Genomic DNA, 12,159 nt, shown 5'->3' with positions numbered 1-12,159 from the left:
GCCGCCTTGATCAGGCTCTCGCCGAACACCCGCGTGTAGGCCGGGGCGTTGGGCTTGGCCTTGGCCTGCACGCCCGACAGCACGTCGAACTTGACGACACCGTGGTAGCGGTCGGCGCTGGCTTCGGCCGGGGCGTAGCCCTTGCCCTTCTGGGTCACCACGTGGAGCAGGATCGGGCCCTGCTCGGTGTCGCGGACATTCTTCAGAATGGGGAGCAGGTGGTCGAGGTTGTGCCCGTCGACGGGGCCGACATAGTGGAAGCCCATCTCCTCGAACATGGTGCCGCCGCCGACGACCAGCGAGCGGGCATACTCTTCCGCCGCCGCGGCGCGCTGGTAGAGCGCCTTCGGCAGGAGCTTGCCGAGTTGCTTGGCGGTCTCGCGCAAGCTGCGGTAGGTGCCGCCCGAGGCCAGACGCGCGAAGTAGGCCGACATGGCGCCGACGGGCGGCGCGATGGACATGTCGTTGTCGTTGAGGATGACGATGAGGCGCGAGTGCAGGGCGCCGGCATTGTTCATGGCCTCGTAGGCCATGCCGGCCGACATGGAGCCGTCGCCGATCACCGCGATCATGTTGCGGCGCTTGGGCGCCGGTTGGCCCTTGGCCTTGGCCTCCGCCGCGTCGAGGTCGCGGGCGACGGCCATGCCGAGGGCGGCCGAGATCGAGGTCGAGGAGTGGGCGGCGCCGAAGGGATCGTAGGGGCTCTCGGAGCGCTTGGTGAAGCCCGACAGGCCACCGGGCTGGCGCAGGGTCCGGATGCGGTCGCGGCGGCCCGTGAGGATCTTGTGCGGATAGGCCTGGTGGCCGACGTCCCAGACGATGCGGTCGTCGGGGGTGTCGAACACGTGGTGGAGCGCCACCGTGAGTTCGACGACGCCGAGCCCCGAGCCGAGGTGCCCGCCCGTCACCGACACGGCCTCGATCATCTCCGCCCGCACGGCATCGGCCACCGCCTGCAGCTCGCTCTCCGGAAGGGCCCGCAGGGCGGACGTCTCTTCGAGACCGTCCAGGATCGAAGGATTGGCTGAGGACACTGGCATTGACCCGTTGGTTCGTCTGAATACCGCTCGAACGGGCCTATCCGTCGCCACGCACGGCGCCGGACCCCCCTTCCCACGGCTCTGGATCCCTGGACTGAACCGGGACCCTTGAATCCGCACTTATAACGTCATTGGACGACTTTGCCACGCGCAGGCTCGAAACCGACCAATTCCAGCCCACATGACAGGTGTCGTGCTCCGGCGTAAGGGCAACAGCCGACCTCCGATGATCACGATTCGACCGGCGGCCTCATCCCGAATCGTTCGTGCGGGGCACACGGCGTGGAAGGCAGACCATGGGTTTTCTCTTCGCACCCGGTATTCCGCGCCCTCCGGTGATTCCAATGCTTGGCGCGATCCTGGCCAGTGTCGCGATGACGGGTGCCGTCGCGGCGACCGAGTCCCGGCACAGCCGGGGCACGGACTCGGCGGATTTCACGTTCGTGTGTCTGGGTGAACATCCGTGTCGCCCCCAGGCCGGTCCCGGCGCCGCCGACCGGCGGGTCGATCCATTCCAAGGTTCCCTCGGCCGCCCCTGTGCCTATCGGTGGCGAGAGACGCCGTCCGGCACTCGCAAGGTCCGGGTGTGCTTCTGATCCGCGCGCCCGCCATGCGCGCCTTCGCGATCCTCGTCCTGCTCGCCGGTCCTGCGGCTGCGGCCGGATGCGACGCGTTCTTCGCGGACGGGCGCCGGCCCGATCTCGTCAATCCCAAGCTCGCGCGGGCGACGACCCCGCTCTGCTACGACGCCTTCGCGCTTCTGTATTCCGGCCTGTCGCGGACGCCCCTCTACGCGGCCGAGCGCCTCACCCGGGCGAGCATCGCGGCGGCCCGCACCGTCGACCGCGTCGATGCCTTCCACGACGAGGACGCCGTGCCGGCGGCCGACCGGTCGCGCCTCGAAGACTACGTCCATAGCGGTTTCGACCGGGGCCACATGGCACCGGCCGGTGACATGCCGACGGGCGCCGCCCAGGCACAATCCTTCACCCTCGCCAACATGGTTCCCCAGGACCGCGCGGTGAATCGGGGCCTGTGGTCGGGCATCGAGGAGAGCGTGCGGCGGCTCGCCACGGCACGCCAGACCCTCTTCGTCGTGACCGGCCCGATCTACGACGGCGCCAGCGCTCAGGCGATCAACGGCCGCATCCTCGTGCCGACGCAGCTGTTCAAGGCAGTGTACGACCCGGCGCGGGGAGAGGCGGGGGCCTACCTCGTGCCCAATCGGGACGGGGCCGACTGGCGCGGCGTGTCGCTGGCCGAGTTGCGCGGGCTTGCCGGACTGGACGTGTTTCCGGGGCTCCCGGACGCGATCAAGACTCGGGCCATGCGCCTTCCCGAACCCCGCATCTACGCCCGGGGCGACGAGGCCGGCGGATCACCGCGCGGGCGACATCGCGACATGGATTCCTTCGACGCCTGGGCCAAGGATCAGCTCTACCGCCTCGCCCGACGCCTGTGGCGCGACCTCATGCGAGCGATCTTCTGAGGACGAGCCGCATGACCGACAAACCGTCCCCCGGTGCACGGACGTTTGCCCCCTTCGCCGACGATGTGGCCGTGCAGACCATCGGCGGCCTATCCCTCGAGAACGGCCGCGACGCCATCGCGGTGCATGGGTCCCTCGATCTGACACGGGACCGCGCGGGCCTCGACCGGGCTCGCGCCCTCCAGGCAGCGGTCACGGCCATCGTGGAGGCCCTCAGCGGCTCGGACCTGCCCGAGGCGGCGGAGGCGACGGTCGCCGAACCCACCATCGTTCGAAACCCCTTCGCCTGACGGCGCGCCCCGATCTCCTTGCCGGTCCGCCGCCGCCCTGATACTCCGGCGCAACACTCATCCGCGAAGCGCATCGCTCCCGGCGACCGACCGGAAGCGATGCGCCGACAGCGAGCGCCGGACCATCCGGCCGCGACCGCGCGAGGCCCGGCCGGCTCCCCCAGGAGCCGCCGCGGGGCCGCGCACCCCATCATACGGCATCGGCCAGCCCCGAAAGGGTGCCGATCCCATCGTTCGAGGATACCGGCATGGCGCGCGAATTCATCTACCACATGAAGGGTCTGACCAAGACCTACACGGGCGGCAAGAAGATTCTCGACAACATCAACCTGTCGTTCTACCCGGACGCCAAGATCGGTGTTCTCGGCATCAACGGCTCGGGCAAGTCGACCCTGCTCAAGATCATGGCCGGGATCGACACGGAATGGACCGGCGAGGGCTTCGTCGCCCAGGGCGCTCGCGTCGGCTACCTGCCGCAGGAGCCCCAGCTCGATCCGAACAAGTCCGTGCGCGAGAACGTCATGGAGGGGGTCGCCGAGAAGCAGGCGCTCCTCGACCGCTACAACGAACTCGCCATGAACTATTCCGAGGAGACGGCGGACGAGATGACCGCCCTCCAGGACCAGATCGAGGCCGCCAACCTCTGGGAACTCGATTCGAAGGTCGATCAGGCCATGCTGGCGCTGGGCTGCCCGAGTGACGATCAGCCCGTGGCCACCCTGTCGGGCGGCGAGCGCCGCCGCATCGCCCTGTGTCGCCTCCTCCTGTGGGAGCCCGAACTGCTGCTCCTCGACGAGCCCACCAACCACCTCGACGCCGAGACGGTGAACTGGCTCGAAGGCCACCTCAAGCAGTATCCCGGCGCGATCCTGATCGTGACCCACGATCGCTACTTCCTCGACAACGTCACGGGCTGGATCCTCGAACTCGACCGCACGCGCGGCTATCCCTACGAAGGCAACTACTCGGCCTGGCTCATCCAGAAGCAGAAGCGTCTCGCCCAGGAAGGCCGTGAGGACATGGCCCGCCAGCGCGCCATCAACCGCGAGCAGGAGTGGATCGCCGCCTCGCCGAAGGCCCGCCAGTCGAAGTCGAAGGCTCGCATCACCCGTTACGATGAGCTCGTGGCCAAGCAGAGCGAGAAGATCGATGCCTCGGCCCAGATCGTCATCCCCATCGACGAGCGGCTCGGCAACAACGTCATCGAGTTCCAGAACCTCAACAAGGCGTTCGGTGACAGGCTGCTGATCGAGGACCTGTCGTTCAAGCTGCCACCGGGCGGCATCGTCGGCGTCATCGGTCCCAACGGCGCCGGCAAGACCACGCTCTTCAAGATGATCACCGGCGGCGAGAAGCCGGATGGCGGCACGATCTCCATCGGCGAGACCGTGCGCCTCGGCTATGTCGACCAGTCGCGCGACGCCCTCGATCCGGGCGCGACCGTCTGGCAGGAAGTCTCGGGCGGCAACGACATCATCTATTTCAACAAGCGCGAGATCAATTCCCGCGCCTACTGCGCCGCCTTCGCGTTCAAGGGGTCCGACCAGCAGAAGAAGGTCGGCACCCTCTCGGGCGGTGAGCGCAACCGCGTGCACCTCGCCCGCACCCTGAAGGGCGGCGCCAACGTGCTGCTCCTCGACGAGCCGACCAACGACCTCGACATGGAGACCCTGCGGGCCCTGGAAGAGGCGCTGGAGGATTACGCCGGCTGCGCCGTGATCATCTCGCACGATCGCTGGTTCCTCAACCGCATCGCCACCCACATCCTCGCCTTCGAGGGCGACAGCCATGTCGAGTGGTTCGAGGGCAACTTCTCGGATTACGAGGAGGACAAGAAGCGTCGCCTCGGCGCCGATTCGCTGATGCCGAAGAAGATCAAGTACAAGAAGTTTTCTCGGTAGATCGCGAACCGCGGAATACCCCTCTCCCCCGGCGGGAGAGGGAAGAGGCTCAGGCCCGCGCGCTCAGGGCCAGGGCCTCGCCCAAATCCCGCATATCCGTGAGTTTCCGCCCGCGCCGGCGCAGGTCCGCCAGGAGCGCCCGATCCGGAAACGGACAATACGGCAGCGTGGCGGGCGTTTCGCCCTCAGGCAACGTACCGTCCGCCAGTTGCGCCAGCACGCGATCCAGCAGGACCCGCCCGTGCTCGTGCAGGAGCACGGAGGCCCGCGTCGCCGTGGTGCCGGCGGGCAACGCCACGGCCTCCCGCGCCAGGATCGCTCCGGCATCGATGGTGACGGCGAGGCGGTGCACCGTGACGCCGAAGGCGGGGTCCGGCTCCGCCAGGGCATGGATCGTCGGCACCGGCCCGCGATGACGCGGCAGCAGGCCCGGATGAACGTTGAAGCCGCCGCGCGGCGCCAGCGCCAGGGTGGCCCCCGACAGGATCTGATCGAAATGGAAGGTCACGAGGGCGTCGGGGCTGTGCCGCGCCATCAGGGCCGCCACCTCCGCGCCGTTGACGTCGTTCACCGTGAGCGTGGGAATCCCGAGGCCCCGGCACAAGTCCCGCAGGGGCGTCGCCGTGGCGGCATCCCGCGCGCCGGACAGGCGGCGGGTCACACCCGAGAGCGGCGAGAGCAGATCCGGCAATCCGAAATTCACCCCGAGATAGGGCAGGATCGCCGGCCCGGAGCGGGCGAGATGCCGCCGCACCTGTCCGATGAGCCCCCCCGAATTCGGTCGCTCGGCATTCGACAGACCGACGAACGCGATGTCGGAGGCGTGGGTGGTGACGAAGCGGCGCACGGCCCGGGCGTTCGGCAGGGCCTCGAGGACGAACAATGCGAGGCGCTGGCGGGTCATCGGCCCGTCCGGATCTTGAACTTGAAGCCGCTCATGCCGAGCCGGCGCAGGGGTTCGGGCAGCAGGGCCGAGCCCCGCGCCAGGGCCGCGATGAGCCACGGGAAGGCGACGATGTCCCGGTCGCGGGCCAGCCCCCGGGCGATGCGGGCGGCGGCATCCGCCGCCTCGATCTCCATGGGTCGCCAGCCCTGATACTCGCCGCCCATGGCCGTGCGGACATAGCCCGGCGTCACCACGTTGACCTTGACCCCGTGGGGTTTCAGCTTCTCGCGCAGGGCCAGACCGTGGGCGAGAAGAGCCGCCTTGGTGCCGCTATAGGCCGGCGCATCGGGCAGCGGCGCGAAGGCGCTGAGCGACGAGACCAGGGCGATCTGCCCCGCCCCCCGCGCGCGCATGAGGTCGACGCAGGGGAGCGCGACGTTGAGGGCGCCGTCGAGATTCACCGCGACGGTCTCGAACGCCATGTCGGCCGTCTCCACGTCTCCACCCGGATCGCCGCCGTTGATCGCCGCATTGACGATGACGAGGTCGAGGGGATGGGCCGCGTGTGCCGCCCGCAGCCAGGCGGCGACGCCGGCCCGGTCGCGCACGTCGAGGCGCTCGGTTTCCACGGCGGCACCCTGAGCACGACAAGCCGTGGCGACGGCGTCGAGACGGGCGCCGTCACGGCCATGCAGGATGAGGGTGGTGCCGGGGGCCGCGTAATGGCGGGCGAGGGCCGCGCCGATACCGCTCGACGCGCCGGTGATCAGGATGACGGGCATCGCTCTCGGGGGGTTGGCGAAAGGGAGCGGACGGCCCGTCCGATGGACGCCGCTTGATTCCTTCGCAAGGGTAGAATTCGGCTTCAAACAAGCGCCGCGCGGGCTTTGTGAAACGGTCTCCGCGTCGATCAAGCGGAAACCGTCTCAGTAGACCGGTGCGAGATCCTGCGTGGTGCCGGATTCGGCGCGAACCGCCTGGGCGGCGGCGAGGGCGGCAGCGGGGAGAGTGGCCTCCAGGCGGAGAATCGTGCCCGCAACGGCCCGCGCGATGGCGGGACGGGAGAAGAAGCCGCCATTCACCTGACTGCGGTGCAGGACGACGCGACGGAAATCTCGCATGAGATCGGCATCGGGCGCCACGGGCGCCGTCCAGAACGTGCCGAGACCGCCCTGATGGGTGAGACCGGGCAGGTTGTAGATCGCCTCGCCGGTGGCCAGCGTCGGACAACCGAGTTCGAGGGACAGCATCCCGACGGTGCTGTTGACGAGGACGACGCCGCGGCTGCCGGCGATGAGGCTCGGCAGGTCGCCACCGTCGATGATATCGAGGCGGTCGTTGACCCCGTGGCGCTTGGCCGAATGCCGGGCGTATTTGCGCCAATTGATGAGGCCGCTGTCCAAGGGATGCAGCTTGATCAGCAGCCGGGTCGCGCCCTTCGAATCGGCCGCGAAGGAGGCGATCACCCGGTCCATGAACGCCTCGACCCCGAGGAAAGGCGAGTGGACGCGGATCTGGTAGTCGCTGTCGAGTTGGAGCGGCAGGAGGAAGTAATCGACCCCCACCGCCGTGTAGGCTTCGTTGAGCCGCGCCGCCTCGCGCCGCGTATGGGCGCGCCGGGAGAACTTCTTGATCCAGCCGGCATATTCTACGGCGATGTGGTTCGGCCGGTGGCTGCGGAAATGCGGGAAGAAGTACGGGAAGCCGAAATTGGCGATGTTGTAGGTCACGTCCCACAGGCTGCGGCGGGCCATATCGCCGCTCGACGGCATCGCCCGACCGGGCTGGGGCAGGCGCCGCGCCAAGGCCCGGATCTCCGTGGCGGTTTTGGGCAGGGACGAGTGGCCGTTCACGCCGCCGAGTTCGCAGGTGATCCAGTTCGGCCGGAGGTAGCCTTCCTCGAACACGTGCAGGCGCACGCCCAGGGGCTCGGCCGCCGCGCGAGCCGCGACATGGTAGGGCCGGCAATCGCCGAACAGGATGATGTCGGTGACGCCGTGTCGGGCGATGTAGTCGGCGACGTACCCGCCCCAGTTCTCGAACGACCCACGATAGTTGTCGGCGGGCAATCGCCAGAACAACCAGTCGCCCGAGGAGAAGTTGATTCGCCGAACCCGATGGCCGCGCTCCTTCAGGGCACGCCCAAGATCGGAGAAGAACGGAGAGGCGACGCCCTGCAGGAACAGGAACGTGGCAGGTCCGTCGCGATGCGCGGGAACGCGGGTGTGTACCATTCGGAGGCGCAGGGTCCTGAAGCCCGAGAGAACCGGGCGAATGTCACGGGTGGAGACGTCGCATAGCCGGTCAAAGGCAGCAATCTTAAGGCACGGTTATGCAAAACGATTTTCCAACCCCGTTGCCGAGAGGCAACAGACGTGCGGGAGACCCGAACCGGATCCCAGGGACGGATCGAAACGGCTTTTCCGGAAAACCGGGTCCCCCTTGCGGGACCGATGCTTTAGAGGCTCCCGTTGGGGCAATGGCGGCGGCCCCGTGTCGGTCGAGCCGCTCCCCTCCGTCGAAGCGTTCATGCGCCCGAGCCCGCCGCCCTCCCTGTTTTCCACAAGCCCGACCATCCGGACCCTGCGCGCGCAGATCGAGGCGGCGACGGACAGCCGGTTCGCGCATCCGTTTGCGTCCGGCGCGGTGGCGGTGGTCTGGGACGGGCACGGTGGGGCAGGGGCTCCGCGCCGCCTGGGGCGACGGGTTCTCCGGGTTTCGCCCGGCCCCCTCCTGAGTCCCTACGATACGCCCGCGACTGGACTGGCGTGCCTCCGCCTCACCCTCGAGGGCAGCCCCCATGGCGGCGTCCCGGCCGATGCCGCTCTGGCGAGCCGTTTGCGCACCCTGCGCCTGCACGGACGCAACCGCTTTCCTGGGGGCCTGGACGGCGATGCCATGCCGGCCGGCGCGAACCTGATCCTCCTCGACGGCGCCGCGACCCCGACCCGGAATCGGGCCTTCGTCGCGGACGTGCTCGCCCGCAATCCGCGAACGGATTTCGTGGCGGCCGGTCCCGAGGGCGGCATGGGCGTCGCCCCCACGGGCCGCCTGCGGGTCCTGCCGGGTCCCATCGATCCCTGGGCCGCCTGCGCCGCCGCCGCGCGGGTCTTCGTCGCCGATGCCCAAAGTGCCTGTACGGCGCGCCTGTCCGGGGCCGAGGTGGTCGAGAGCGGTTCGTTAACGGGGATCGAGGACGCCTACGGCGCCGGTCTCCACTGGTTCGACCCCTGGACCCGCGCGCCCATCGGTCGGGACGATTGCCTCGACCGGATCGCGTGGCTGCGGGCACGCTTTCGCGACAACGACCGACCGACGGTGCTCGTCGGCATCTCACGCTGGAAGCGGCCCGGCCTGGATGCCTTCACCACCGGTCCGTACGGCCCCCCCGTCCACGCCATGGGGGCCGAGGAGGCGATCCGCCTCGCGCCCCCCGGCGCGCGGGTCCTGGCCTGGGCGACGCGGATGCCCGAACACTTGGAGGCCCTGTGCGCGGAGGCCGGGCTGCCCCTGTCGCGGGTCGAGGACGGGTTCCTGCGCTCCGTCGGGCTCGGCGCCAGCCTCCGGCCCGGCGCCTCCATCGTGGTCGACGATTGTGGCATCTACTACGATCCGCGTCGGGACAGCCGCCTCGCGCGTATCCTGAAGACCGCCGAGTTCCCGCCCGACCTCGTGGCGCGGGCCAACGCCCTGCGCCGCCTCGTGATCGCGCGGCGCCTGACGAAGTACAATGTCGGCCTGTCGGACGAGGCCGGCGCTTGGCCGACGGACCGGCGCATCGTCCTCGTGCCCGGACAGGTGGAGGACGATGCTTCCGTGCGGCACGGCTCCCCCGTGGTGCGCTCGAACCGCGCCCTCCTGGCGGCGGCCCGTGCGCGAAACCCCGACGCCTTCCTGCTCTACAAGCCGCATCCCGACGTCGAAGCCGGCTTCCGCCCCGGCAAGATCCCGGAAGCCGAGGCCCTGACGCTCGCCGACCGCATCGTCGGCGGTCTCTCCATCGTCGATCTCCTCGACCGGGCGCACCATGTCGAGACCATGACGTCGCTCGCCGGCTTCGAAGCCTTGATCCGGGGCCTCACCGTGGCCGTTCACGGCCGCCCGTTCTATTCCGGTTGGGGCCTCACGGAGGATCTGGCGCCGAACGCCGATCGCGGACGGCGCCTCGCCCTCGACGAAATCGTCGCCGGAACCCTGCTGCTCTATCCGCTCTACCTCGATCCCGTGGCCATGAAGCCGTGCACGGCCGAGCAACTCCTCGACCGCTTGGCGCAGGAGCGCGACGCCGCCGCCCCCTCGGCCCTGGCGCTCAGCCGGCGCACCCTCCTGGCGATGCGGGCGCGCTACGCCGTTCTCAATCCCATCGTCCGGGCCCTGCGCGCCCGGCGCGGAATCGCGCGCCCACCGAAGGGCGACGTTCCGGAATGAAGGCCCCCCTGTGATTCTCCTCGCCCTCAGCGTCGCCCTCGCGGTGAGTCTCGCCATCGAGGCATTCGACGGGCGCGGCGTGCGCCCCGTCAGCCGACGTCCGGGCGACCTCGCCGTACGGCTCGGCGCCTACGCACTCCTCTGCGCCTTCTGGTTCGCGTTCTCCTGGCGACCCTGGCTCGCGGCCTTTTCCTGCATCCTCACCGTGGCGATCCTCACGGTGGTGAGCCGTCTCAAGCGTGGCGTCATCGGCGAACCCCTGGTGTTCAGCGATTTCGCCCTCCTGCGTCAGGTGCCGCGCCATCCGGAACTCTACTACACCCGGCCCCTGAACGACCCCCGGATGGCCGGGCCGATCCTCGCGAGCCTCGCCGCCGTCGCCCTCTGGTACGCCGTCGAACCGTCCGCCCTGCCGCACGAGCCGAGCGTCGCGGTGCTGGCGGTGATCGCCCTCCCGCTCGCCCTGTGGACCCTGGCGCGGCTCGCTCCGGATGGCGCCCTCGGCCTCTGGCTCACGGCCCGGTTTCCCGCGCCGGATCTAGAGCGGGATGTCACCCGCTATGGCCTGCCGGCCACGATCCTGGCTTACGCGGTGCGGTGGCGGATGGAGCGAACTCCGCGCGACCTCACGACGGCCGATTCAGAAGAGCGGGATCAGGGAGTGTCGGCGGACGACACGGAAAACCGCGTCGTCGTCGTGGTCCAACTCGAATCGTTCATCGATCCCGTGCGCCTCGGCGGTCCGGCCCTGCCGGTGATGGAGATCGTGCGGACCCGGGCCCGCCAATACGGCCGCCTGCGGGTGCCGGCGCATGGCGCCTACACCATGCGGACGGAACATGCGGTGCTGACGGGCCGTCCGCCCGAAAGCCTGGGTTTCGGGGTGTTCGATCCCTACCTCGCGGGAGGCGGCGCCGAGCCGACGAGCCTCGCCCGCTTGGCCCGGCGGGCCGGCTTCGAGACCCTGTTCATCCATCCCTTCCACCGCGACTTCTTCGACCGGGCGGCGGTGATGGGGCGCCTCGGCTTCGGTCGCCTCGTCATGGAGGAAAACTTCGTCGGGGCGCCCCGGATCGGCCCCTATATCGGTGACGTGGCCCTGGCCGAGCGGGTTCTGGCGGAAATTCGCGCCCGCACCGGCCCCCTGTTGGTGTTCTGCGTCACCATGGAGAACCATGGCCCCTGGAAGCCCGGACGCCTGGCGGGCCTCGACGATCCCCGGGCGCAGTACCTCCACCATGTCGCCCATACGGGTGAGGCCGTGGAGAGGCTTATCGCCGGGCTTGAAGGTCTGCCGGCGACGCTGTGCGTGTTCGGCGATCACGCACCGTCCCTGGCAGCCTGCCGGCCGGGCTTCGGCGGCACGGCGACGGATTACGCGGTGTTGCATTTCGGGGGCGACGATGCCGCCCCGATTCGGCGCGATCTCACGGCGGACGCCCTCGGACGGCAGCTTCGCGCGGAGGTCTCCCGACCCGAAGCGTAACCGTGCCACCCTCGTGACGCATTCTTGGCCGAGTGGTCGGAAACGAATGTTTTCGTCGCCCGCGACAACGATCCCTTAAGTCTGCGGCAGCGTTTGGCCTCTATTCCATCGCGTCGACGACGGTCTCGGGTCCGAGGGTTCGGCACCTGCCTGAAGGTGACGGTCGGCCCGAGCGAAGAGCCAGGCTCGAGGGTAAGCGCAGGCGCTCGCTCGGGCGCCATGAGGGGACGGCACCGCCCACGCCCCGCGCGAGGCCGGCCAGGAGATGAGTGAATGATTCGCACGGCGGCCCTCGCGGCCCTGACGGCCTGCCTCGTCTCGGGCTGCTCCTCGATCCTTCCGGGCGCCGGCCCGACGACGGGCGCCATCGTGGACGGGGCGGACGTGTCGACGAGCGAGGGCACCTTCGCGCGCTACGAGATCATCGATCTCACCGCCGCCACCGTCGAGGCCCTGCGCGGACGGCCCCTCGACAGCCTGCTCGCCTCCTTCGGCGATCACCGCCCGTCCATGGAGCCCGTCATCGGGATCGGCGACTACGTCGCCGTCTCCGTCTGGGAGGCCGGGTCCGGCGGCCTGTTCTCCGGGCCGCTCTCCGCCGACCGCTTCTCCGCCGGTTCCAAGGCCGCCACCATCCCC

Annotated in this window: 9 protein-coding genes and 1 pseudogene; 6 read left to right on the top strand and 4 right to left on the bottom strand. The window is 69.5% G+C overall.

Annotation, left to right across the window (positions count from 1 at the left end; translation table 11 throughout):
- The coding region (locus BM249_RS20520) for a 1-deoxy-D-xylulose-5-phosphate synthase N-terminal domain-containing protein (RefSeq protein WP_280142698.1) at positions 1–1,040 on the bottom strand (1,040 nt) is incomplete at its 3' end.
- A gap of 610 nt (positions 1,041–1,650) precedes the next feature.
- Here BM249_RS20520 and BM249_RS20510 point away from each other — a divergent pair.
- The 3 genes from BM249_RS20510 to ettA all read left to right on the top strand — a co-directional run bounded on the left by BM249_RS20510 (position 1,651) and on the right by ettA (position 4,720).
- Entirely contained in the window at positions 1,651–2,529 is an 879-nt protein-coding gene (locus BM249_RS20510) for a DNA/RNA non-specific endonuclease (protein ID WP_091975443.1), read from the top strand.
- Between the two features lie 11 nt (positions 2,530–2,540).
- Entirely contained in the window at positions 2,541–2,819 is a 279-nt protein-coding gene (locus BM249_RS20505; RefSeq protein WP_091975437.1) for a hypothetical protein, read from the top strand.
- A gap of 248 nt (positions 2,820–3,067) precedes the next feature.
- A complete protein-coding gene (gene ettA, locus BM249_RS20500) occupies positions 3,068–4,720 on the top strand; it encodes an energy-dependent translational throttle protein EttA (RefSeq protein ID WP_091975435.1) in 1,653 nt (550 codons plus the stop codon).
- Between the two features lie 49 nt (positions 4,721–4,769).
- Here ettA and BM249_RS20495 read toward each other — a convergent pair whose 3' ends face one another.
- The 3 genes from BM249_RS20495 to BM249_RS20485 form a co-directional block, all read right to left on the bottom strand.
- Positions 4,770–5,624, bottom strand: a complete 855-nt coding sequence (locus BM249_RS20495; protein WP_091975432.1) for a formyltransferase family protein — start codon at positions 5,622–5,624, stop codon at positions 4,770–4,772.
- Entirely contained in the window at positions 5,621–6,388 is a 768-nt protein-coding gene (locus BM249_RS20490; RefSeq protein WP_091975430.1) for an SDR family NAD(P)-dependent oxidoreductase, read from the bottom strand. The genes BM249_RS20495 and BM249_RS20490 overlap by 4 nt, the downstream gene beginning before the upstream one ends.
- A gap of 144 nt (positions 6,389–6,532) precedes the next feature.
- On the bottom strand, positions 6,533–7,840 hold the full coding sequence (locus tag BM249_RS20485; RefSeq protein WP_091975428.1) for a capsule biosynthesis protein: 1,308 nt from the start codon (positions 7,838–7,840) through the stop codon (positions 6,533–6,535).
- A gap of 295 nt (positions 7,841–8,135) precedes the next feature.
- On the opposite strand from BM249_RS20485, the gene BM249_RS20480 reads away from it, so the two are divergent.
- The 3 genes and pseudogenes from BM249_RS20480 to BM249_RS20470 form a co-directional block, all read left to right on the top strand.
- Complete coding sequence (locus BM249_RS20480; RefSeq protein WP_091975441.1) at positions 8,136–10,034, top strand: capsular polysaccharide export protein, LipB/KpsS family; 1,899 nt, start codon at positions 8,136–8,138, stop codon at positions 10,032–10,034.
- Between the two features lie 10 nt (positions 10,035–10,044).
- Positions 10,045–11,520: an LTA synthase family protein gene (locus tag BM249_RS20475; RefSeq protein ID WP_091975426.1), complete on the top strand. Its 1,476-nt coding sequence runs from the start codon at positions 10,045–10,047 to the stop codon at positions 11,518–11,520.
- A 273-nt stretch (positions 11,521–11,793) separates the two neighbouring features.
- Positions 11,794–12,159 (top strand): annotated as a pseudogene (locus tag BM249_RS20470) (polysaccharide biosynthesis/export family protein); the annotation flags it as partial.

The sequence above is a fragment of the Methylobacterium gossipiicola genome (assembly GCF_900113485.1).
Lineage (GTDB): Bacteria > Pseudomonadota > Alphaproteobacteria > Rhizobiales > Beijerinckiaceae > Methylobacterium > Methylobacterium gossipiicola.
Note: the sequence above shows the minus strand (reverse complement) of the source record. Positions and strands in the feature narration are given on the sequence as shown.

Coding starts and splice junctions, on each gene's coding strand:
- BM249_RS20510 (WP_091975443.1), top strand. CDS start 1,651: ATGCGCGCCTTCGCGATCCTCGTCCTGCTCGCCGGTCCTGCGGCTGCG.
- BM249_RS20505 (WP_091975437.1), top strand. CDS start 2,541: ATGACCGACAAACCGTCCCCCGGTGCACGGACGTTTGCCCCCTTCGCC.
- ettA (WP_091975435.1), top strand. CDS start 3,068: ATGGCGCGCGAATTCATCTACCACATGAAGGGTCTGACCAAGACCTAC.
- BM249_RS20495 (WP_091975432.1), bottom strand. CDS start 5,624: ATGACCCGCCAGCGCCTCGCATTGTTCGTCCTCGAGGCCCTGCCGAAC.
- BM249_RS20490 (WP_091975430.1), bottom strand. CDS start 6,388: ATGCCCGTCATCCTGATCACCGGCGCGTCGAGCGGTATCGGCGCGGCC.
- BM249_RS20485 (WP_091975428.1), bottom strand. CDS start 7,840: ATGGTACACACCCGCGTTCCCGCGCATCGCGACGGACCTGCCACGTTC.
- BM249_RS20480 (WP_091975441.1), top strand. CDS start 8,136: ATGCGCCCGAGCCCGCCGCCCTCCCTGTTTTCCACAAGCCCGACCATC.